This window comes from Paraburkholderia sp. BR10882, from assembly GCF_040948855.1.
Taxonomy (GTDB): Bacteria; Pseudomonadota; Gammaproteobacteria; order Burkholderiales; family Burkholderiaceae; genus Paraburkholderia; species Paraburkholderia nodosa_A.
On sequence record NZ_JBFPKP010000012.1, the window covers coordinates 38,023 to 61,271 of the forward strand.

General features: G+C 65.4%; 16 protein-coding genes. 4 read left to right on the top strand and 12 right to left on the bottom strand.

Features of this window, described 5'->3' with window-relative positions; all coding sequences use genetic code 11:
- Window positions 1–120: 120 nt before the first annotated feature.
- The 8 genes from AB3X99_RS26795 to AB3X99_RS26830 all read right to left on the bottom strand — a co-directional run bounded on the left by AB3X99_RS26795 (window position 121) and on the right by AB3X99_RS26830 (window position 10,120).
- Window positions 121–603 (bottom strand): Lrp/AsnC family transcriptional regulator, encoded by a 483-nt coding sequence (locus AB3X99_RS26795; RefSeq protein WP_069263717.1) that lies wholly within the window; start codon window positions 601–603, stop codon window positions 121–123.
- Window positions 604–610: 7 nt separating this feature from the next.
- The gene (gene doeB / locus AB3X99_RS26800) at window positions 611–1,639 is read right to left on the bottom strand and encodes a N(2)-acetyl-L-2,4-diaminobutanoate deacetylase DoeB (protein WP_069263716.1); all 1,029 of its coding nucleotides are present in this window, start codon (window positions 1,637–1,639) and stop codon (window positions 611–613) included.
- A 5-nt stretch (window positions 1,640–1,644) separates the two neighbouring features.
- The gene (doeA, locus tag AB3X99_RS26805) at window positions 1,645–2,853 is read right to left on the bottom strand and encodes an ectoine hydrolase DoeA (RefSeq protein WP_368618606.1); all 1,209 of its coding nucleotides are present in this window, start codon (window positions 2,851–2,853) and stop codon (window positions 1,645–1,647) included.
- A gap of 9 nt (window positions 2,854–2,862) precedes the next feature.
- Complete coding sequence (locus AB3X99_RS26810; RefSeq protein ID WP_368618607.1) at window positions 2,863–3,888, bottom strand: cyclodeaminase; 1,026 nt, start codon at window positions 3,886–3,888, stop codon at window positions 2,863–2,865.
- A gap of 1 nt (window position 3,889) precedes the next feature.
- The gene (gene eutB / locus AB3X99_RS26815) at window positions 3,890–4,870 is read right to left on the bottom strand and encodes a hydroxyectoine utilization dehydratase EutB (RefSeq protein WP_368618608.1); all 981 of its coding nucleotides are present in this window, start codon (window positions 4,868–4,870) and stop codon (window positions 3,890–3,892) included.
- A 108-nt stretch (window positions 4,871–4,978) separates the two neighbouring features.
- Window positions 4,979–6,391, bottom strand: a complete 1,413-nt coding sequence (locus AB3X99_RS26820; RefSeq protein WP_069263710.1) for a PLP-dependent aminotransferase family protein — start codon at window positions 6,389–6,391, stop codon at window positions 4,979–4,981.
- 223 nt (window positions 6,392–6,614) lie between these two features.
- A complete protein-coding gene (gene ligD, locus AB3X99_RS26825; protein ID WP_368618609.1) occupies window positions 6,615–9,218 on the bottom strand; it encodes a DNA ligase D in 2,604 nt (867 codons plus the stop codon).
- A 41-nt stretch (window positions 9,219–9,259) separates the two neighbouring features.
- Window positions 9,260–10,120 (bottom strand): Ku protein, encoded by an 861-nt coding sequence (locus AB3X99_RS26830; protein ID WP_342947598.1) that lies wholly within the window; start codon window positions 10,118–10,120, stop codon window positions 9,260–9,262.
- A gap of 244 nt (window positions 10,121–10,364) precedes the next feature.
- On the opposite strand from AB3X99_RS26830, the gene AB3X99_RS26835 reads away from it, so the two are divergent.
- Window positions 10,365–13,301, top strand: coding sequence for a PAS domain S-box protein (locus AB3X99_RS26835; protein WP_368618610.1), 2,937 nt, complete (start codon window positions 10,365–10,367; stop codon window positions 13,299–13,301).
- Window positions 13,302–13,318: 17 nt separating this feature from the next.
- On the opposite strand, the gene AB3X99_RS26840 is transcribed toward AB3X99_RS26835, so the two are convergent.
- The 3 genes from AB3X99_RS26840 to AB3X99_RS26850 form a co-directional block, all read right to left on the bottom strand.
- Window positions 13,319–14,467 (bottom strand): branched-chain amino acid ABC transporter substrate-binding protein, encoded by a 1,149-nt coding sequence (locus AB3X99_RS26840; protein ID WP_342947600.1) that lies wholly within the window; start codon window positions 14,465–14,467, stop codon window positions 13,319–13,321.
- Between the two features lie 76 nt (window positions 14,468–14,543).
- Window positions 14,544–15,776, bottom strand: coding sequence for an FAD-binding oxidoreductase (locus AB3X99_RS26845; protein ID WP_342947601.1), 1,233 nt, complete (start codon window positions 15,774–15,776; stop codon window positions 14,544–14,546).
- On the bottom strand, window positions 15,776–17,107 hold the full coding sequence (locus AB3X99_RS26850; RefSeq protein ID WP_368618705.1) for an amino acid permease: 1,332 nt from the start codon (window positions 17,105–17,107) through the stop codon (window positions 15,776–15,778). Before AB3X99_RS26850 ends, AB3X99_RS26845 begins: the two co-directional genes overlap by 1 nt.
- Before the next feature lie 366 nt (window positions 17,108–17,473).
- On the opposite strand from AB3X99_RS26850, the gene AB3X99_RS26855 reads away from it, so the two are divergent.
- Together AB3X99_RS26855 and AB3X99_RS26860 are read left to right on the top strand one after the other, a co-directional pair.
- Window positions 17,474–18,901, top strand: a complete 1,428-nt coding sequence (locus AB3X99_RS26855; protein WP_368618611.1) for a PLP-dependent aminotransferase family protein — start codon at window positions 17,474–17,476, stop codon at window positions 18,899–18,901.
- A 347-nt stretch (window positions 18,902–19,248) separates the two neighbouring features.
- Window positions 19,249–19,785, top strand: a complete 537-nt coding sequence (locus AB3X99_RS26860; RefSeq protein WP_069264152.1) for a hypothetical protein — start codon at window positions 19,249–19,251, stop codon at window positions 19,783–19,785.
- Between the two features lie 168 nt (window positions 19,786–19,953).
- Here AB3X99_RS26860 and AB3X99_RS26865 read toward each other — a convergent pair whose 3' ends face one another.
- Entirely contained in the window at window positions 19,954–21,558 is a 1,605-nt protein-coding gene (locus AB3X99_RS26865; RefSeq protein WP_069263696.1) for an EAL domain-containing protein, read from the bottom strand.
- Between the two features lie 206 nt (window positions 21,559–21,764).
- Here AB3X99_RS26865 and AB3X99_RS26870 point away from each other — a divergent pair, with 206 nt between their 5' ends.
- On the top strand, window positions 21,765–23,231 hold the full coding sequence (locus tag AB3X99_RS26870; RefSeq protein ID WP_069263694.1) for an MFS transporter: 1,467 nt from the start codon (window positions 21,765–21,767) through the stop codon (window positions 23,229–23,231).
- Window positions 23,232–23,249 lie beyond the last annotated feature (18 nt).

The window sequence follows — 23,249 nt, forward strand, 5'->3', positions numbered from 1 at the left end:
TCCTTGTCAGGTCTGTCGACATGCAATCCATTCTGGGGCCGGCGGCGTCGCGATTTTTTCGGTTTTCGGCCCCGCACACTTGCGGTTTCTTTTGAACCACCCCGCGCGGGCGCGAAAAATTCATGCGCTTTCCAGGGCCCACGCTGGCGCGTGACTCGGTGCACACTTCACCACCTTTGTCACGATGTAGGTGAAGTAGCGCTCGATCCCGAGATCCTCCATCAGCAGCGCGTCGATAAAGCGCTGGTAATGGTCGATGTCGCGCGCCATCACGTGCAGCACGTAGTCCACGCCGCCGCCTGTGGCATAGCACTGCATGACTTCTTCGGCCGCGCTCACGCGCTCTTCGAAACGTCGCATCTCGGGTGCGGTATGGCGCGATAGCGTCACTTCCACGACGATGCGGCTGCCACGCATCGCGCCGACCCAGTCCACCTCGGCGTGGTAGCCGCGTATCACGCCGCTTTCCTCGAGCTTGCGCACGCGCTCCCAGGCCGGCGAAATGGAAAGGTTGACCTCTTCGGCGAGCTTCGATTTCGTGATGCGGCCATCGCGCTCGAGGATGCGCAGGATGGCCAGATCGTAACGGTCGAGCTTGATCACGGCGTGCTCATGCCGCGACGGGCAGGTTGCGTTCGACCACGTCGGCAACCACGGCCACGGTGTCGCCCGCCTGCACGAGGCCGGGGAAATGGCGCGCAGCTAACAGCCCCCCGCATTGCGCGCGATATTCCACGGCGCGCCCTCCGGTTCGGTCGATGTCGTGCACGCGCGCGAGCACGTCGCCCGCCTCGACGGTATCGCCGAGATCGCGGCACATCTCGAGCATGCCGCGATGCTCGCTCGTGGTGTAGCAGGTGCCGTCGGGCATGTCGAGCAAGGTGGTCGTGCGCGGACCCCCACTGCGCTCGCTGGCCTTGCGCTCGATGACGCCGGCGTGCGCAAGAAAGCCGCGCACGCCGCGATCCGCAATCGCCACGCTCTGCGCGGTGGACGTGCCGCCACCGCCCAGCTCGGTCGAAACGAACACCTTGCCCGCTTCCTCCACCGCGCTGTCGAACAGGCCCACGCTATCGAGTTCCAGCATGCGCATGGAGTACGGCGCGCCGAACGCACGCATCGCACGCTCGCAACGCGCCTGCTGATCACCATCGGGCAGCACATGAATCGCCGCGAACGGTACGAAGTCGAGCGTGCGCCCGCCCGCGTGAATATCGAGCACGTAATCGGCGCGCGCCAGCAACTCACGCTGGAAGTAGTCGGCGATCTTTTCGGTCACGCTGCCATCGGGGCGACCTGGAAAGCTGCGGTTCAGATTGCCCGCATCGATCGGCGAGGTGCGCGTGCCCGCACGAAACGCGGGATAGTTCATGTACGGCACGATGATCACGCGGCCATTCACGTCCGCGGCCTGCAACGAGCCCGCCAGCTTGGCGAGCGCGATCGGGCCTTCGTATTCGTCGCCGTGATTGCCGCCCGTGAGGAGCACCGTCGGCCCCTCGCCGTGCTTGACCACGGTAAGCGGAATCATGATCGCGCCCCACGCGGAATCGTCGCGCGAATAAGGCAGCCTCAAAAAGCCGTGTTGCACGCCATTGGCGTCGTAATCGACGGTCGGCGTAATCGGTGACGCACGCATCGGCCCTACTCCTTCACGAACAGTTTGCGCGGCGTGGTGCAGAACGTTTCGACGCCGGTTTCAGTGATCAGAATGCTTTCGGTGATCTCGAGACCCCAATCGTCGAGCCACAGCCCCGGCATGAAGTGAAACGTCATGCCGGGTTCGAGCACCGTGCGGTCGCCCGGACGCAAGCTCATGGTGCGCTCGCCCCAGTCGGGCGGAAAACTCGCGCCGATGGGGTAGCCACAGCGGCTGTTTTTCTCGATGCCCGACTTGCGCAGCACTGCAAAGAACGCATTGGCGATGTCCTCGCACACGTTGCCGGGCTTCGCGGCGGCAAGGCCGGCCTCGATGCCTTCCACCACGGCTTTCTCCGCATCGAGAAAGTGCTTTGGCGGCTTGCCGAGATAGACCGTGCGCGACTGCGGGCAGTGATAGCGGTGGTAGCAGCCCGCGATCTCGAAGAACGTGCCCGCGTTCGCCGTGAATGCCGAATCGTCCCACGTGAGGTGCGGGGCGGCGGCATCGGCGCCGGTGGGCAGGAGCGGCACGATGGCGGGATAGTCGCCGCCGCGGCCCTCCACGCCGGTAATGCCCGCCTCATAGATCTGCGCAACGAGGTCGCACTTCCTCATGCCCGGCTCGACCACATCGAGAATGCGCGCATGCATCTTCTCGACGATGCGCGCCGCGACGCGCATGTACTCGATCTCGCGCGGCGACTTCACCGCGCGTTGCCAGTTCACGAGCGCGGTGGCGTCCACCCAGCGCGCCTTGGGCAAATGGCGCTGGAGCGACGCGTAGGCTGCTGCACTGAAGTAATAGTTGTCCATCTCCACGCCAACGCTCAGCGAGTCCCAGCCGCGCGCGGCGATGACTTCCGTGCTCAGATAGTCCATGGGGTGACGCACAGGCGACTGAACGTAATGATCAGGATAGCCAATGATATTGTCGTGCGACATGAACGCCGTGCGCTTCGCGCCGTTTGCGTCCTGGCCCCGACCGAACCAGACGGGTTCGCCGTCCATGGTCAGCAGCACGCATTGATGGACATAGAACGACCAGCCGTCGTAGCCGGTCAGCCAGTTCATGTTGGTCGGGTCCGTGACGATCAGCAGATCGATGCCTTCGTCCTGCATCGCGCGGCGCGTCTTCGCAATGCGCGCGTCGTATTCGCTGCGTGCGAACACGAGGCGCGGCGCCACCTCACTCTTTTCAGTTGCTGCGGACATCTTTCCCTCTCAAGGCGTGACTGCGTTGTGAAACACCGCGCCCGCACCGGTCGCGCGGGCGCGCTGCAAGGCGAGAACGGCAATGGCGGTGTCCTGCGCCCCGGTGCCGGTGAGGTCGCAGATCGTGATGTCGTTGGCACTTACGCGGCCCTCGCGGCGGCCCGCGATCACTTCGCCCAGCTCCGCGAAGCCGCGATCGGGCGCGACCTTGTGCGCTTCGATCGCGTGCCTGAGTTCGCCGAGCACGCGCGTTTGCTGCAAGCGGTCGCAGACATAGCGCGCCGATTCGAATACCGAGGGCGCGAGTTCGTTCTTGTACTCGGCGTCGGAGCCCATGGCCGTGAGGTGCAAACCGGCGTGCAAGTCCGCCGCGTGCACGAGCGGTGTGCGGCTGGGGGTGGTCGTCACGGCCACGTCGGCCTGCGCGAGCGCGTCGTGCACCGAAGCGACGACGCGAGCGCGCACGCCGTGGCGGCGTTCGGTGTCGGCGGCGAAGTCGGAAGCCCGCGCCGCATCGCGGGCCCAAACGCTCACGCTGTCGATTTTGCGCACCAGCATGAGCGCATCGAGTTGCAGGCGCGCCTGCTCACCCGCGCCGATGATCGCCGCATGGCGCGCATCGGGACGCGCAAGCCAGCGCGCGGCCACGGCGCCCGCCGCGGCGGTGCGCACGGCAGTCAGATAACCGTTGTCGAGCAGCACGGCCTCGGTAAGACCCGTGCGCGCAGAGAGCACGAGCATCAGCCCGTTCAGGCTCGGGAGGCCCAACGAGGGATTGTCGAAAAAGCCGGGGCTGATCTTGATGGCGAACTGTTCGAAGCGTGGCAGATACGCCGTTTTCACATCGACCTCGCCATGCCGCTCGGGCAGCGCGAGATTGAGAATGGGCGGCATGACAACGGCTTCGGTTGCGAGCGCAACGAATGCGGATTCGACCTGATCCACGGCCGCAAGATCGAGCGGGACGAGTTCGCGCAGTTGCTGTGCGCCCAGCAACGTAACCGGCGGCAACTCAGGTGACAACTCGGAATGCATTTCAAACCTCCGTCACGAGACGGCGGTGCACCGTCATGTCGATGTTCGCGCCGCTCACGACGATCACGAGCGGGCCTTTGCTGCGCTCGATGTGCCCGTCGAGCAGCGCCGCCATGCCCACCGCGCCCGCGCCTTCCACCACGAGGCGTTCTTCGCGGTACGCATGGGCCACGCCGTGCGCGATCGAAGGCTCGCCGAGCAGGATGACTTCATCGGCCAGCGCGCGAGTCAGCGCGAAGGTGTGGCGATTGTCGAGACCAATGCCGCCGCCCAGCGAATCGGCCAATGTTTCGCTTTCCTCAACGTCGACGGGATGGCCCGCCGCGAGGCTCGCATGCATGGCCGCGCCGCGCGCCATCGAAACGCCGATGGCGCGCACGTCCAGCCGGATCTGCTTCGCCGCAAACGCTGCGCCGCTGAACAGTCCGCCGCCCGAAAGCGGCACCACGAGGGTCGCGGTGTCGGGCAGCGCTTCGAGAATTTCGAGGCCGATGGTGGCCTGCCCGGCGATCACGTGCAAGTCGTCGAACGGCGGCACGAACGCATAGCCTTCTTCGCGCATGAGGCGTTGCGCTTCGATCTGCGCTTCGTCCTGGCTCTTGCCCGCGATCACCACGCGCGCGCCCAGCGCAGCCACGGCTTCGACCTTGTTGGGCGGCACGAGCGACGACATGCAGACGGCCGACTCCATGCCGAGCGCGTGTGCCGCATACGCGAGTGCACGGCCATGATTGCCGGTGGACGCGGTGACGACGCGCTTCACGCCCGACTCGGCGAGATGCGCCACCGCGTTGGTCGCGCCGCGCAACTTGAAGCTGCCCGTGGGCTGCACGGTTTCGAGCTTGAAGTAGACCGGCACGCCCACGCGCGCCGACAAAGTGGGAGACGCCACGAGCGGGGTGTGCGCTACGCGGCCGGCGAGCCGCTGGCGCGCGCGGTAGACATCGGCAAGCGAGAGTGACGAAAACGAAAGCGACGACATGAAATGCACGTTCCTTCCTGTGAATCTGTGCAATCCAGTCTAATGAGCCAAAACGGGCTTTCTAATGTCCTGGTACAATCCGCGCGCCCGGATGGGCAGACGCAACGTCTAGTTGAAATCGTGCACGTGCGGATACTGCTCGAACACGCCCGCCATGGTCTGCAGCGCGTTGCGGCACGCGGTGTCCGACGCTTCCGCGCCAAGGCTGATGCGCACCGCATTGGGACGCGCTGTGCCGCCCACGAGAAATGGGTCCGGTGAAGTCACGGCAATCTGGCGATTGCGCAATTCGCGCACGAGGCGGTCCGCCTGCCAGTAGTCGGGCACGCGCAGCCAGGCGGACAGCGCGTTGGGATGCGCGCCGAGCACATAGTCGCCCAACGCCTCGCGCACCATCGCCTGGCGCGCGGCGAGCCGCTCCCGCTGCAGTTCCACGAGGCGCCGCGCGGTGCCGTCCATGATCCAACGCGTGGCAATCTCCGCAATCGGCGAGGTCGCCATCCAGCTGCTCACGCGCAACACGCTTTCCACGCGCAGCGCAAGGCGGCGCGGCATGGCGAGATAGCCCGTGCGCAGACCGGTGAGCACCGACTTGGTCATGCTCGTGCAATAGAACGCCAGCTCGGGAATCAGGCTCGCGACAGGCGTGTTGGCTTTCGCGGGCAGCGCGCCATACACATCGTCCTCGATCACGTACACGCCATAGCGCTCCGCAATGCGCGCAATCGCGCGGCGGCGCGAATCGGGCAAGACGGCCATGGTGGGATTGTTGAAGGTCGGCGTGCACACGAGCGCGCTCACGCGCTCGCTGTCGCACATCTCCTCGAAATGCTCGGGACGGATGCCGTACTCGTCGATTTCGAGCCCCTTGAGCGTGAAGCCTAGCACGTTTGCCGAGCCGATTACGCCGTGGTCCGTGAGGCTTTCGCAGAGCACCGTGTCTCCGGGGCCCACCGTGGACGCGAGCGCGAGGAAAATGCCGTGTGCCGCGCCATTGGTGATGAGGAGCGATTCGGGTTTCACCGGCATGTTGAGCGAGGCGAGCCACGCCGCACCTGCCTGGCGATGATGCTCGAAGCCCGCGATGGGGCGAAACGAGCGAATCCACGGTTGATCGTCCAGCGTGGCGAGCGTGGCGCACACATCACGCCACGCGGCGTCGTGCTGCGGCGTGTGAACGATGCGCGCTATGGAAAAGTCGACGATCTCGCGCTCGGCCGTGTCGAGAATATAGTTCGACATCGACTCGGTCACGCGCGCGGCGACGAAGCTGCCGCGCCCCACCTCGCAGCGAATCAGGCCCTGTCTTTCGAGTTCCTTGTAGGCATTGGTGACCGTCTGCACGCTCACGCCCAGTTCCGAGGCCACCTCGCGCTGCGGTGCGAGGCGCACGCCGGAAACGAGCGCGCCGCGCTCGATGTCCTGTGCAATCGCCTTGACCAGCCGTTTGTATTTGGACTCTGCGCCGTGCGCGGCCCCGACCGCGTCACGCCACTCGCCCGAAATCGTCGCCCACGCCATCTCGATCCGCTCCTCGGTAAGCGTTCATGGTCGCTCAGAAACGGGGCGGAAAATTATTGTCTCAGGACAATTGCGTGTAAAAAAAGGACAATCAGGTCCGGAAAATCGACAGAGCCTGCGTCGGTCAGCACCTCGATTTCGCGCGCCGCGCTCGCGCTGCGCCAGCGAACCGACTTCGGAGGCGACGAGCTGGCGAGCCTGGTTGGCATCTGACGATAAGCTTTCACTTCACGCCGAGTTGTTTCCACATAGCGGCCGTAATCCGTTGGCGCGCCTTTTCGTAGCCGCTCCACGGATCGGCGCGCAGCGCTTCGAGCCGCCCGCGCACGTTCGCGACATTCCACTGGTCGCCGCTTGTGAGCGTGTGCAGTTCGTCCCAGTCGACCGGCACCGATACGCCAAGACCGGGCCGCGCCCGCGGCGCATAAGCCGCAGCTGTGCTCGCGCCGCGGTTGTTGCGCAAATAATCCACGAAGATCCGGCCCTTGCGGTTCTGCGCCCCCATCTTCGCGCTGAAGCGCTCGGGCAGCGTCGCCGCCATGTGGCCCGCCACCGCGCGCGCGAAGTCCTTCGCCTCGTCCCAGCCGGCATGGCGCGTGAGCGGCACCACCAGGTGCAGGCCCCGTCCGCCGCTCGTCTTGCACCATGCCCGTAGGCCCAGCGCCTCGAGCAGTTCGCGCGTGAGCTGCGCGGCCTCGAGCATGCGCTCCCAACCGAGCGAGGGATCGGGGTCCAGGTCGAAGACGATGCGGTCGGGCTTTTCGATGCTTGCCGCGAGCGCATTCCAGGTGTGCAGTTCGATCGTATCCATCTGCGCGGCGCCGACCAGCGCTTCGGTGGAATCGAGCGTGAGCAGAGGTGCATGGCCTGGATCGAGACCGGCGTGCTGCGTGGCATGGGGAATCTGCAACGCTTTGGCGTGTTTCTGGAAAAACAGCTCGCCTCCCACGCCCTTGGGCGCACGCGCAAGCGCAACGGGGCGCCCTTGCACGTGCGGCAGCAGCCATGCGGAAATCGCTTCGAAGTACTCAACGAGATCGATCTTGCGCAGTCCGCTTTGCGCGTCGATCACCCGCTCGGGATGGGTGATTCGCACGCCGGCGACTTCGGCTTCGTCGTGCGCGGCCCGGCGCGTGCGGCTCACAGTCTTTGGTGCGTCCGTCGAGGCTTGCTTCGCGACCTTCTTTTCGCGTTGGTTCGCCACCGCCTGCACGGGCGTGGACTGCCCTTCGCGCACGATGTCCTTTGCGGGCTTGTCCTCGCGCAGTCCGACGAACGACGCCTGGCGCACCACGCCCGCGCTCGTCCATGTCTTGAAGCGCACCTCCGCCACGAGTTCGGGCCGCACCCAGTGCACGCCCGCGCGACGCTCGGCCGCCGGCACCGCCGCGAACGGCGAGTTCTGGCGCTCGCGCGCACGCAGTTCGCCCGCCATCGCTTCGAGCCGCGCCGCGTCGAAACCCGTTCCCACTTTGCCGGCATATTGCAACGCGCCATCGTCGCCATACACGCCGAGCAGCAGTGCGCCGAACCCCTCGCGGCTGCCCTTCGGTTCCGTATAGCCGCCGATCACGAATTCCTGGCGCCGCGAGCAGCGCAGCTTGAGCCACGCTGCGCTGCGCGTGGACGTGTAGCGACTATCGCGCCGCTTGGCGACGAGTCCTTCGAGATTCGCCTCGCAGGCGGCTTCGAGCAGGGCCTGCGGTTCGCCCTCGAAGGCCGCCGAAAAGCGCAGCGCATCGTCAGGCTTTTGTGAGAGCAGCGCCGAGAGCTTATTGCGGCGCGCCTCGAGCGCCACGCCGCGCAAGTCCGCGCCGTCTAGCCAAGGCAGATCGAAGAGCCAGAACGTGATGTCGCCCGCACGGCCCGCGTCGAACGCGTTCTGCAACGCCTGGAAGTTGGGCACGCCCGCCGCGTCGAGCACAACGGCCTCGCCGTCCAGCCACGCCGATTCGACCTTCAGCGCGCGCAGCGCTTGCACCTGACGCGGAAACTTCGCTGTCCAGTCGTTGCCGGTGCGGGTAAAGATACGCACATCGCCCTTGCCGCGCGCGTGGCGGTCGATGCGCGCCAGCACGCGGTAGCCGTCGAACTTCATTTCGTAGAGCCAGTTGTCGCCGTGCGGGGGAGCGTCGACCGGCGTAGCAAGTTCCGGGGCAAGTGTCTCTGGCATCGATGCGCGCACTGCGCCTTCCAGTGCCGTGGCTGCCTCCTGCTCCGCGGCCCGGTTGCCCGCGCGGGCGCCCTTTTTTGATGTTTTCGACGTATTCGACGTAGCAGGTTCGTCCTCGACTACATGGAATTTGTCTTCAGGCATGGCCTCGTCGTCGCGCTGCTTGATCAGCAACCAGCTCTCCTGTTTGCCGTCGTGCATGGGACTCCGCACGAGCGCCCAGCCGCCGTGCAGCCGCTCGCCCTCCAGCGTGAATTTGAGCTTGCCTTGCGCATACCCTTCGCGCGCGCCGCGCAAACCGCCCTCGGGGCGCCACACACCGTGGTCCCAGATCGCCACCGTGCCTGCGCCATAGCTGCCTTCGGGAATGCGCCCTTCGAACGAGCCATATTCGAGCGGATGATCCTCCACATGCACGGCGAGCCGTTTCACCGTCGGGTCGAGGCTCGGGCCCTTGGGAATAGCCCACGACTTGAGCGTGCCGTCCAGCTCGAGGCGAAAATCGTAGTGCAGCCGCCGCGCATCGTGACGCTGTATCACGAACGATCCTTCACCCTCTCGCGGTTTCGCGCTGCGTCGCGCAGTGCGACCACGCGGCTCCGGGGTTTCATCGAAGCGGCGCTTCTGTTCGTAGACTTCGAGTTTGTGCTTCATCGTTCACCCTTGTTGCGCTCTCTGAGCCGCATTTGCGTTCATCATGCCGCGCGCCGTCCGCGCTTCGGCGCCGTTTTCCGCGGCGGCGCACTCGCGCCGCGCTCGCTGCGCTTGCCGAGACTGCGCTTGAGCAGCTCGGAAAGGTCGACGATATCCGCGCCGCGCCGCTCGGGCGCGGGTGCCGCAACGGGCGTGAGTTCGTGCGCCTTGCCTTCGCGCGCCTTGCGCCCGGCCAGTTCGAGAATCGCGTCGAGGTAGGTGTCGCGATACGTTTCGGGGTCCCAGTCCGTGCTCATGTCGTCGATGAGCTTGCGCGCCATTTGCAGTTCCTGTGTGCTCACGCCCGCGGCTTTTGCACTGCTGGGCAGCCGCTTCACCGCATCGAACTCGCGCACCTCGGTGGCCCACCGCAGCGTTTGCAGCGCAAGCGCGGGGCCCACCGCCACGAGCGCCGCGAGATGCTGCCGGCTGTGCAGCACGACGCTCGCAATGCCGAGCTTGCCGCTCGCCGCGAGCGCGTCGCGCAAGAGCGCGTAGGTCTTGCCCGCGCGCTTATCGGGGGCGAGCCAGTACGGCGTGTCGAGGTAGAGAAAGGAGACCTGCGACGCCTCGACGAACGCGAGCAGCTCGACCGTCTGCGTCGATTCGGGACTCGCGGCCTTGATCTCCTCGTCGGACATCACCACGTAGGCGCCTTTTTCATACTCGTAGCCGCGCACGATGTCGGCGTGCTGGACCGCCTTGCCCGTGCGCTTGTTGATCTGCTGATAGCCAACTGGGTCCAGCGTGCGCCGATCGAGCAGGTTGAAGCCGGTACGCTCGCTCTGCGTAGCCGGGAACACTTCGACCGGCACATACACGAGCCCGAAGGTGATGGCGCCTCTCCATATCGCGCGTGGCATGCTCGCATCCTCCTCGCCTTCCGTATCGTGCGGCCATCACGCAAATACAATGCCCGCCGCCCTTGCGGCCCGTTCAGAAGTGCACTGTGTTCAAAGGGACGCAACAAAACGTGCTGGCATCTCCCGGTTTTTATCTACGGGAATACGCGATGCTTACCCGCAAACACAATGGGCTCACCTGCGTTAGCAACTTTGCACCGAAGATGCGAACGCCGGGGCGGCGGACGACTAAAGCGGAGGCAGCATGCAAGACAACGGCGCACCTGCGCTCACGGTCGAGGAAACGCTGATCACCGAAGCCCTGGTGAACCGCCCGAACCGACTGCCCGACTACCAGGGCGAGAGCCGTGCGCTTGCTGCGCTCGCGCATGAAATGGCGAACAATCCCTCAGGTGTGCTGCCTATGCTCGCGCGGCTCGCCCTCACGCTTTGCCGCGCCGAGTCGGCCGGCGTGAGCGTGCCCGAGCGCGACGGCCCCACGGCCCGCTTCCGCTGGGGCGCGGTGGCCGGCGAACTGGCTGCCGACGTGGACCGCACGCTTCCCGGCGACGATTGTCCCTGCGGCGTGACCGAGGGGCGCAATACCATGCTTCTCTTCGACCGGCCGGCACGCAGCTTTGCTTCGTACCGCGCGATCGATCCACCCATCAGCGAGGCGTTGCACGTGCCATGGCGCGTCAACGGCACGGTGGTCGGCACGGTCTGGGCCGTGACGCACGGCGAAGAAAGACATTTCGACGCCGAGGACGCGCGCCAGCTACAAGGTCTCGCCTCCTGCGCGAGCGCCGCCCACCAGTTGACGAGCGCGCTGAGCGACGCCCAGGACGCGGGCCGCAATCTCGCGCAGCAGGTGGCCGAACGCACGCGCACGCTGCAGAACATCAATACGAAGCTCCACGACGAAGCCGAGCACCGCAAGCAGGTCGAAGAGGCGCTGCGCGAGAGCGAGGCGCGCCTGCAGGCCGCCATCTCCATCGAAACCGTGGGCGTGCTGTTCTTCGACCTCGACGGCACCATGGCCGACGCCAACGGCGCTTTCGAACAGATGAGCGGCTATAGCCGCGAGGATTTGCGCGCCGCGGCGCACTGGGACCGGCTCGTGCCGCTCGAATTTCTCGGCGTCACGACGCGTGCGGTCACCGACCTCGCCACCACCGGACGCACACAGCCTTATGAACGGCAGTTGATCCGCAAGGACGGCACGCGCTGGTGGGGCCTTTTCGCGCCCACGCGGATCTCGGGCACGGGCATGGCTTCCAGGTGCGCCGAATTCGCACTGGACATTACGGAACGCAAGCGCGTGGAAACTGAATGCGCTGACAGCGAGGAGCGCTTTCGCGCGTTGGTGGAAGGATTTGCGCAGGCCGTATGGGAAGCCGATGCCCAAGGTCAGGCCGAGTCGGTCTCGCCGGGCTGGTCGGAATATACCGGGCAGCCCGGCGAAGAATGGCTCGGCGAAGGCTGGGCGAACGCCGTCCATCCCGATGACCGCGCCTACGCGCTGCGCCAATGGAAAGACGCGATTGCGGCACAACGCGTGGTGAACGCGGAATATCGCCTGCACGTCGCCGCGGGTGGCTGGCGCTGGACCAACGTGCGCGCCGCGCCGATCTGGAATCCGGACGGCACGGTGCGCAAGTGGGTGGGCATGAATATCGACGTGGACGACCGCCGCAGCGCACAGGAAGCGCTGCGCGAGAGCGAGGCGCGCTTTCGCGCGCTAGCCGAAGCGTCGCCCGCACTGATCTGGCAAATCGACACGCAAGGCAATACGGTCTATCTGAACCAGCGCTATCTCACGGCGATCGGCCTCACGCCCGGACAGCTGCTCGAAACCGGCTGGCAAACCATCGTGCATCCGCGCGATCTGCCCGGCTTTCTGTCGCGCCTACAGGCTGCGCAACTCGACCATTGCGCGTTCCAGAGCCGGCTGCGCGTGAAAATCAAGGATGCAGGCTGGCACTGGTTCGAAACCTGTTGTGCGCCGTGGTTTTCCGCGAACGGCGAGTTTCGCGGCCACGTGTGTGTATCGATCGACGTGACCGAAGCCGTGAATGCCGAAGACGCGCTCAAGGAAGCGGACCGGCGCAAGGACGAATTCCTCGCCACGCTCGCGCACGAGCTGCGCAATCCGCTCGCGCCGATCGCCAATGCGCTGCACCTCATCCGGCACAGCGAGTTTCCAGCGGACTCCGCGCCGATCCTCGACATGCTCGATCGTCAGGTGCATCACATGGTGCGGCTGATCGACGACCTGATGGAAGTGTCGCGCATCACGCGCGGCAAGATCGGCCTCGTGAAGGCGCCCGTGGCGCTCGCGGAAATCATCGAGAATGCCGTCGAGACGAGCCGACCCGCCATCGATCAGGCCCATCATGAACTGAGCATCACGCTTCCCGACACGCCGCTCGTTCTCGACGCCGATCGCGTGCGGCTCACGCAGGTCTTCGCGAACATGCTCAACAACGCGGCGCGCTACACCGACACGGGCGGCCAGATCCGGCTCGACGCCACGCGCGAAGGCGAGTGGGTCGTCGTCGCACTGAGCGATACCGGAATCGGCATGTCGGCGGGGCAGATCGATCAGGTGTTCGAAATGTTCACCCAGGTCAGCCGCCCCGCCGACCGCAACCAGGGGGGCCTCGGCATTGGCCTCACCATGGTGCGACATCTCGTGCGCATGCACGGGGGCACCGTCGAGGCGGCAAGCGCCGGCCCCGGCAAAGGCAGCACCTTCACGGTGCGCCTGCCGCTCTCGCAGCAGACAACCACGGAAGCGCGCGAGACCCCGGCGAGCGTGGCGCGCGCTGCGAAGCCGCTCGCGGGCAAGCGCATTCTCGTGGTCGACGACAACCGCGACGCCGCCGATTCGCTCGCCATGGTGCTCTCGGGCGAAGGCGCGCAGGTGCGCGTGGTCTACGACGGCGCCGCCGCGCTCGGTGCGCTGGCGCAGTCGGTGCCACATGCGGTCGTGCTCGACATCGGCATGCCCGGCATGGACGGCTATGAAATCGCGCGACAGATCCGTCAAAGCCCGCGGTACGTCGGCCTGCAGATCATCGCGCTAACGGGTTGGGGCCAGCACGCCGACCGACTGCGCTCGCGCATGAGCGGAATCGATTCGCATCTCACGAAGCCGGTCGATTTCCACACGCTATTCGAGCTGCTGGTCGCGCGCTGAAAGGCCCCTCACGCGCTTTACACGCCATTGCCCCCGAGCGTCTTGAGGCTCTTCCACTGGCCCTGCTGCACCTCGAAGAGCGTATAAGGCGGCTTGATGAGGTCGCCGTGCGGATCGAACGCGATATTGCCCGTCACGCCCACCACCGTCACTTTCGGGAAACTCGCGACGATCTTCGAGCGGTCGAGCGAATCGGCGTCGCGAATCGCCTTGATCATCGCGAGCGCGGCATCATAGGCGAACGGCGCATACAGTTCGACATCCTGATTGAAGCGCGCCTTGTAGCGCTTCGCGAATGCTTGCGCGGAAGGCAGCTTGTCGAGCGCCGGCCCTGGTTCGAGATCCTGCGTGCCTTCGCCCGCCGGGCCCGCGATCTGCAGGAAGGCATTGCTCTTCAATGCGCCCGCGCCGAACAGGCGCGCCGGCATGCCGAGCGTGCGCATCTGCTTGGCGAGCATCGCACCCTGTTCGTCGAGGCCGCCAAAGAAAATCACGTCGACGTTCTTCTGCTTGAGCGAGGTAAGAATGGCGCGAAAATCGACGGCTTTGTCATTGGTGAACTCGCGGTCGACGATATTGCCGTTGGCCTCCTTCGCGCCTTTCTCGAACGCGTCGGCGAGCCCCTGGCCAAAGGCCGTGCGGTCGTCGATGATGCCGATGCGCTTCGCCTTCAACTGCTCCACCGCGAACTTGCCGGCGATCACGCCGCCGATGCCGTCGTTGCCCATGGTGCGAAACACGTTCGCGTAGCCCTGCTGGGTCAGCGCCGGATTCGTCGAGCCCGGCGTGATCATCGCGACATTCGCATTGTGATACACCGTCGAAGCGGGAATGCTGCAGCCCGAGTTGTAGTGGCCGATCACGCCGACCACGCCGTCGTCCACGAGCTTTTGCGCCACCTGCACGGCCACGTGCGGATCGGCCTGGTCGTCCTGCACGTCGAGCACGTACTTCACCGGCTTGCCCGCAATCATGGGGTGTTTGGCGTTCTCCTCGTCGATCGCGAGCTGCGCGCCGTACTGCAAGTCCTTGCCGACGCGCGCCACCGGGCCGGTGAGCGGACCCGCGAAGCCGATCTTCACAACCTCGGGGTCGGCCGCCTGCGCGGGGCCGTGCAAGCCCATCAGCCCGAGGGCCATCGTTAGTACGAGAGTGCGGCGGTTCATGATGCTCATCCTCGCTGGGAGACTGTTGCGGTGGGTGTTATGTGGCGGTTGGCTGGAAAGTGGCTTGAATCACGGGTTAAAAGCGTCGCGGACTATAAGGCGCGAGATCGAAAGGAGGCGCACGCCTTGCAACGAGATCGGCGACCACGCTGCCCGTCACGCCGCCGAGCGTCACGCCCAGATGCTGGTGCCCGAACGCGTAGATCACGCGCGGCGAGCGGCTCGACGCGCCCACCACGGGCAACGCGTCGGGCAGGCTCGGCCTGAAACCCAGCCAGTCGCTGTCCGGTTCCGGCAGCCCGGGCAGCGCCTCCTGCGCGGAGCGCGTCAAGAGGCGCAGCAGGTCCGCGTTCTTGCCCGCGCCGCTGGCCGCCAGCTCGACGGTGCCCGCCGCGCGGATGCCGCCGTCCATCGGCGTCATGTAGAAGCCGCGTTCGGCCCAGCCGCACGGACGCGAAATTCGATTAGCGGTGCCAGGAAAGCGCACGTGATAGCCACGTTCCACACCTAGCGGCACTGCGTCGCCGCATTGGCGCGCGAGGCGCCCCGAAAACGCACCCGCGCAGACAATGGCCTGTTCCGCGTCATGTGCCTCGCCCGCCGTATCGATCAGCTTCACCGCACCAGACGTTGGCTTCAGCGTATCGACCGCCACGCGCCGGTGCACCAGGCCGCGCTGCGTCAGCATCGCGTGCAAGGCCTGCAGAAAGCCGCGCGGATCGCTCAGAAACCAGCTGCCCTTGAAGAGCGTGCCTTGAGAGAAGAGCGGCGCGAGGCCGGGCTCCAGTTGGGCGATCTCGTTGCGCGCGAGCGTTTCGAACGCCACGCCGAGCGAGCGCCGTAGCTCGAGCGCCGGCTGCGCGGCCTTGAACGACGCTGCGCTCGAATACAGGTAAAGGCATTCGCGTTCACGCACGAAGGCCGCGAGCGTGTCGACGGCCAGCATTTCGCGGTAGCCTTCGAAGGCGCGCGACAGCAATTGCGCGAGCGCATTCACGCTGCCCTCATAGCGGCGAGGCGTCGCGCTCAGCAGGAAACGCGTGAGCCAGGGCGCGAGCGCCGGCACGTCGCCCCAGCGGATGCGCAGCGGGCTCGTCGACGAGAATAGAAAGCGCGGGATGTTGCGGAACACGTCCGGGTTGTTCACGGGAATGCACGCATAGTTCGCGAACGTGCCCGCGTTGCCGTATGAAGCGCCCTCGCCCGGCCCCTGCGCGTCGTACAGCGTCACGCTGTGCCCGTCGCGCATGAGCCAGTACGCGCACGACAACCCCACGAAGCCCGCGCCGATGACAGCCACTTGCGCCATTACTTCTTCCAGTTGGTTGCAGGCTCACGGAATTCCTGCACGTGAGTCCTCTTGCGTGTGAGCAGGTAAGCCGCCGACACCACCGCCAGGCTCGCCAGGCTCGCCATGAGCTGGCCCGCGAGCGCATGGTCGAAGCCCATCGCGCAGAGCACGCCGGCAATCGCGGCCACCACGGCCCACGAAAGCCAGGGAAAGAGCCACATTTTGAATGTGAGCCGTTCGGGCGCCGTCGCCTCGAGGCGCCGGCGAATCACGATCTGCGAAACGGCGATGGAGAGATACACGAACAGCATGATCGCGCCCGATGCACTGACGAGATAGAGGAACACGCCCTGGGGCGAAACGAAGGCCGCGACGATGGCCACGTAGCCGACGATGCTGCTCGCCAGCACGGCGAGGCGCGGCACGCGGCTCTTCGAGAGCGAGAGCAGCGCGCGCGGGGCGTCGCGGCGCTCGGCGAGCCGGAACACGATGCGCGAGGAGACATAGAGCCCGGAGTTCAGCGCCGAGAGCACGGCCACCAGAACGATTGCATTCATGATGTCCGCGGCGCCCGGAATATGCATGGTTTCGAGCGCGGCCACGAACGGCGAGTAGCCCACCTTGATGCTCGCCCACGGCACGATGCACGCGATCACGAAGAGCGAGCCGACATAGAACGTGATGACGCGCAGGATGACCGAGCGTGTCATCGACGCCACGTTGCGGCCCGGATCGTCGGATTCGGCCGCGGCAATGGTCGCGATCTCCGCACCGCCCACGGCGAAAATCACCGTGGGCACGCCCGCGAAGATCGACATCGCGCCGAACGGCATGAATCCGTGGTCGCCGCTCAGGTTGTTCACGGTCTGGTGCCACGAGCTGAACCCGAACAGATAGCTCGCGCCCACCACGATGAACACGATGATCGCCGCCACCTTGATCGACGCGAACCAGTACTCGAATTCTCCATACGATTTCACCGAGAGCAGGTTCACGGCCGTCATGAGCGACAGGAGCACGAGCCCGATTACCCAGACCGGTGCGGGAATCCAGCGCTGCAGGATGCCCGCGCCCGCCACCGCCTCCACGGCGACCACGATGACCCAGAAGTACCAGTAGAGCCAGCCGTTCGTGAAACCGGCCCAGTCGCCGAGACCGATGCGCGTGAACTCCGTGAACGAGCCGACACCCGGATGCGCGAGCGCCATCTCGCCGAGCATACGCATGACGAACAGCACGACGATGCCGGCCAGCAGATAGCTCAGGCAGGCAGCCGGCCCCATCGCGCTGATGGTCGCGCTGCTCCCGACGAAGAGCCCCGCGCCGATGATTCCGCCGAGCGAAATCATCGTGACGTGCCGCTTGCGCAGCGAGTGGCCAAGGGGTGTGGATGTTGCGTCTGAAGCGGGTGTGGGTTGCCGGGTTGCCACGAGCCTGTCCTCCTGTAATACAGTGCGTGTTGCGCCGAACTGCCGACCGAACAAAACCTTGAATTCATACTCACACAATAATTTTTTGTGTGCAATTAAAAATGCTTTGTGTGGAGACTAGGAAATTCCCTGGTGGGTGACCTTTCGGCCCGGGACAAAGGCAGCTAAACTCCGGCCAGATATCGTACTATTGGCGTAACGATGCGGCGGCGGCGCTAGCAGTCCATTTCACAGCAGCAAGGCAACGTGGCAGACGATCGAATTTTGTATGGAGTTACTACTTGCATGAAAGCCGACGATTACCAGACAAAATCGGATGACGATCTCCAGACAAAAGGTCGACAAGCCACGTATCTGGAGGTCTCCCGCAATCTCGAGGAGCAGGTGCGCAGCGGTCAGTACCCACCCGGCAGCCGCCTGCCGCCGCAGCGCGATCTGGCCGTGGAACTGGGCATCAACGTCTCCACGGTCTCGCGCGCGTATAAGGAATTGCAGGCGCGCGGGCTGATCGTGGCGAGCAAGCGGCGCGGCTCGATCGTCACCGGCGGGGCCATGCCTGCCGTCGGCGCGGCGGCGCAGCGCGGCAGTCAGGCGAGCGGCGCTGAAGCGGGTGGCGTGGTGGACCTCACCGTCAACCGGCCGGCGACCGGAGAATTTCTCGCGCAGCTCGCCCGCACGATGGCGTCGATCTCGCGCGACCCGCGCTTTGCCGAAACCCAGGAATACCAGCCGCCCCAGGGCGCCGAATGGGCGCGCGCCGCGGGCGCGCAGTGGATCGCCGCACCGGGCTTCACGCCCTCGCCCGAGAATCTCGTCGTGACGAGCGGCGCGCAGCACGGCCTCTATGCGGTCCTGAGCAGCCTGATGGGACACGAAGGCGTGATCCTTTCCGACAAGCTGACGTACTACGGCCTCAAGGCGCTCGCGCCCGTATTCCAGTTCGAGCTGGTCGGTATCCCGAGCGACGCCGAAGGCCTCCTGCCCGACCAGCTCGACGATGCCTGCCGCCGCATGCCGGTGAAGGCCATCTTCACCGTGCCGAACCTGCAGAACCCCAGCGTGGTCACGATGAGCCTCGAGCGGCGCCTCGCGCTCGTGGAGATCGCGCGGCGCCATCACGTCGCCATCATCGAGGACGACGTGTACGGGCCGTTGCTGCGCAAGCGCCTGCCGACCATCGCGAGCCTGTGTCCCGAGCTGACCTTCCACGTGGCCTCCACCTCGAAGGTGCTCGCGCCGGGGCTGCGCATCGGCTATCTGCTCACGCCGCCGCACGGTGCACCGCTCGCAGCCGAAGCCGTGCGCACGACGGCCTGGATGCCTGCGCCGCTCACCACGCTCATCACCACGCGTTGGATCGAGGACGGCACCGCTCACCTCATCCTCGAAGCGCAGCGTGCGGAGCTGCAGGCGCGCCAGGAACTCGCTCTCCAGATCCTGCCGCGCGAGTTGCTCAACAGCGACCCGGCGTGCATGTTCGTCTGGCTGCGTGTACCGGCGCCGTGGCGTTCCGACGACTTCGCCGCGAATGCGCTCGCGCGCGGCGTGAATACCATGCCCGCTTCGGCCTTCGCGGTGGACCGCTCGACGCTCGAGCACGGCGTGCGTGTCAACCTCGCGTGTGCAACCTCGCGGGAGCAACTCGCGCGCGCACTGAAGGTTCTCGCTCGCACACTGCAGGACCGGCCGCGCGCGCTCTTCGGCACGATCTAGGCCGCACCCGGATTTTCCCCAATGGGTTGGCGTCGATGTGGCGTCGATGGGCTCGCCTGCTGCGTGAGCCCATCGAGCATGCGCACGTCCATGCGCAATTTCTTCCGCTGCGAGTGCGCCTCGCGCAGCTCGAATCGGTCATAACGTCCGCGATGTTAGGCAACGACGGTGCACGTCAACCGCGCTCTGGTGGACTTCGCATCCATCTGCATCGCGTACGCACACATTCGGCTGGCAGGAAGCAAATCAGGTACTAGAATGCATTGGTGCAAGTGATGCAAAGGCAGTCAGTTCGGCAGGAACGTTCGACAGTTTGATGTTTCGAGTTCGTCATTGGAGGCATGCTCATGACGTGCCTGAACGAAAAGATTGTCGGTGCAGCCTTTTTTATGCTGAGCGGTTACGCATTCGCTCAGAGCACCGGTTTGAACATTCCCGAAACCATGACGGTCGCCAATATCCCGTCAATGCCGATGGAAGTGGTTCCAGCGCTGCCACCGGAACCCCAGGCGTACCTCCACCGGTACGAAATGGAATATCACGCGAATCAGTCAAAGCCGTTTTACGCGGAAGTCGAAAGCTTTTATAGCGCGCCGGTGGCACAGGACAAATACCATTACGACTTCGTGAAATCCGCGCCCGGAAGCCGTTACGGTGAGCAGCAGGCTGCACGGTCGAGTGCCGATTATCTGCAGATGGGCCCTTCCACAGCGCCGCAAATCTCGATTCTTCAGGTGCCGGACAGCACGCTGAACATCGGCGCGCAGCCTCAGCGCAGGCTCTCGCTGACCGTCGACGAGTGGGTGTTTTCCGCCACCGCACGCGTCGCCATTCTTCATTCGCATAGCACAGGCGCAACGGTTACCGTTCGGCGCGGCTTCTAGGTCCGCGTATCTGATTTAACTGTCGAATCGAGAAAGACAATAATCGAAACAGGAAATGGCGCAACCGGAAGCACGTGCGCTTTTGCAGACAACCCTCGGTAAGGATTGCAGACTTCGCAACTTCGGCTTACGGAATTCGTTATTCAAGACCGTTCATACGTATTCGCGCTAGCGCACCGGCGACGACACCGCATAACGCACGAGCCTCGCGTCGCGCTGCATTTCGGCAATACTCGCAGCGGAGCCCGGCCGCCGGTAGAAATACCCCTGCCCATAGCGAATGCCCAGACGTTGCAACATCTCGTGTTGCGCCTCGGTCTCGACACCCTCTGCAATGATTTCCATTCCGAAGTGACTGGCCAGCGCCACGATCCCCTTGACAAGCTGATCGCCGCGCCGCTCGAGTTGTCGTACGAACTGCCCGTCGATCTTCACGTAGTCGAACGGAAAGCGCCCGAGCGTGTCGAGGTTGCTGTGATGCGTGCCGAAGTCGTCGATAGCGAATTTCACGCCGCGCGCCTTCAGCGTCTCGAACACCGCCTCGGTGCGAGCGCGCTGTTCGAGCAGGAAACGCTCGGTCACTTCGAGAATCAGGATGATGTCCGGCGGCAGGTGCTCGACTGCGCCGAGCACGTCCGCCACGAAATCCTTGCGTTCGAAGTCCAGCGGCGCAACGTTGACGGCGAGGTGAAACGGACGCTCGCTCGTCGCGCGCACCATCTCTGTGGTTGCGCGTTCGAGCACGAAGCGCGTGACCGGTCCGAGCAGGCGGCTACCCTCTACGTCGGCCATGAACACGGCGGGACTCACTGCGCCGAATTTCGGATGGGTCCAGCGAATGAGCGCCTCTGCGCCGCTCACGCGGCCGGTCGCCAGTTCGACCACGGGCTGGTAGACCACATGAAACTGGCCGTGCCGCAGGCCGCGGCGCACCGCCGAGAGCAGCAGCCGGCGCGGCGCGAATGCGATGAGCCAGGCCGCGCCGATCAGCAGATCGACGAGCAGCGCCGCCGCGCCAAAGCGCAGACCGTATTTCCAGCGTGCGTCGCGATGCGCGCTTGCCGCGAACGCCACGTCGACGGCGAAGCCCCAGCGCGAAGACGTGGCACCCGCACCCGCGTGGCGCGCCGCGTCGACGGCGGCGAGCAGCGCGCCACGGTCGTCTATCGCCGCAGCGCCCGGCACGGAGAGCGTGACGCGGCCCGCGCCGTAGCGCACGGCGTGCGCGAGCGCATCGGTCAGATACGCCGACTCGATCACGTAAAGCAGGCCAACGTTCTCGCCGGTGGGTACATAGAGCGGCATGACCGGCACGTGGGCCTGCCAGGGCGAGCCGCCGATCAGCGTGACCGCAGTGCTCGCAGGTACATGCGCGAAGAACGGAGCGAGCGGCAGGTCGTAGGGGCCGAGCGCAGACGAACAGTAGAGCCGCCCGTTCGCCACGAGATTGATGCCGCGCACGTAGTTGACGTGCGTTCTCAGCTCGGCGAACTGCCGCGCCACACGCTCGCAGGGCTGCCCCGGAAGTGCGGCGAACGCGGCACTTTGTGCGGTGAGCACGCTATCGAGAATGTGCTCGATCGCGGACACCATATCCTGCGCGATCAGACCTTCATGCTTGCGGATCGACTTGTCGCCTTCCCTCACGCCGGCGGCCGCCGCGAGCAACAGCAGACTTGCGGCGCACACGAACGTGACGATGGCGGCGAGCGTGGGCGTGAGGCCCGACCAAAGGGACTTGCGAATCGAAGACCACGTAGCTGGTTTTGTCATGGGCACACCTGTGCATGGATGGCGTGCCCCGTTCCGGACATGATCCGGGCATAGGCTCCCTGCACGTCACCCGCTTTTTGTATGAACAGACGATACGTTACGTCAACCGCTTCCTTACATGTTGATTTTTCTGTTTTCACGCGCACCCCGCATTCCGGGAACGGCGCATGCTACTACGCATCGCGTGCTGAACCCGGCCTTGCCCGATGAATCCTCCCAATACGACCGAGACGACTGATAAGCCCGCCATCATCGCAACCACGCTGCCCGCGCGCCTCGATCGCTTGCCGTGGGGCCGCTTTCACGTGCTCATCGTCGTGGCGCTGGGCGTCACCTGGCTGCTCGACGGTCTCGAAGTCACGCTGGCCGGTGCGGTAGCGAGTGCGCTGAAAACAAGCCCGGTGCTGCATCTCGACAATGCGCAGGTGGGCCTGGCCGGTAGCGCGTATATTGCCGGCGCGGTGTGCGGTGCGCTCGGCTTCGGCTGGCTCACGGACCGGTTGGGCCGCCGCAAGCTCTTTTTCATCACGCTCGCCGTGTATCTGCTGGCCACCGCCGCAACAGCGTTTTCATGGAGCTTCGCGAGCTTCGTCGCGTTTCGCGCGATCACGGGCGCGGGCATCGGCGGCGAGTACGCCGCCATCAATTCGACGATCCAGGAGTTCACGCCCGCGCGCGTGCGCGGATGGACCGACCTCAGCATCAACGGCACGTTCTGGGTGGGCGCGGCCATCGGCGCGGCGGGCTCGCTCGTGCTGCTCGATCCGCACCTGCTGCCCGCGGACTGGGGCTGGCGCGTGTGCTTTTTCATTGGCGCGGTACTCGCGCTCATCATTTTGCCCATGCGCCGCTGGATTCCCGAAAGCCCGCGGTGGCTGCTCACGCACGGCGAGCACGACGAGGCGAAGCACATCGTGGAAGGCATCGAGACGCGTTTTCGTGATGCGGGCCATACGCTGGAAGACCCGCCTGACGACCCGCTGCGTCTGCATGCGCGCGGCCATACCCCGCTGGGCGCGGTGTTTCATGCCATATTCGTGCGGCACCGCCGTCGCGCGCTGGTGGGCCTATCGCTCATGACCGCGCAGGCCTTCTTCTACAACGCGATTTTCTTCACCTACGCGCTCGTACTCACCGAGTTCTATCACGTGCCCGGTGGCGACGTGGGCCTCTATCTGCTGCCGTTCGCGCTCGGCAACTTCCTCGGGCCGATCGTGCTGGGGCGGCTCTTCGACGTGATTGGCCGGCGCACGATGATCGCCGCGACCTATGCGCTCTCGGGCGTGCTGCTCACGGCGAGCGGCTGGATGTTCGAGCACGGCATGCTCACGGCGACGATGCAAACCGGCGCGTGGATGGTGATTTTCTTTTTCGCCTCGGCGGCGGCGAGTTCCGCCTATCTGACCGTGAGCGAATCGTTTCCGCTGGAGATCCGGGCGCTTGCCATCGCCGTGTTCTATGCGTTCGGCACGGCGCTGGGCGGCATCATCGGCCCGGCGTTCTTCGGACGACTGATCGATACACACCAGCGCAGCGAAGTGTTCACGGGCTATGCGGTGGGATCGGCGCTCATGATCGCGGCTGCACTCGTAGCCGCGATCTGGGGCGTGGACGCGGAGCGCAAGTCGCTCGAACATGTGGCCGCGCCGCTTTCGGCCGTGGGGAAGGAGTAGGTTCGCTGCGTTACTGCG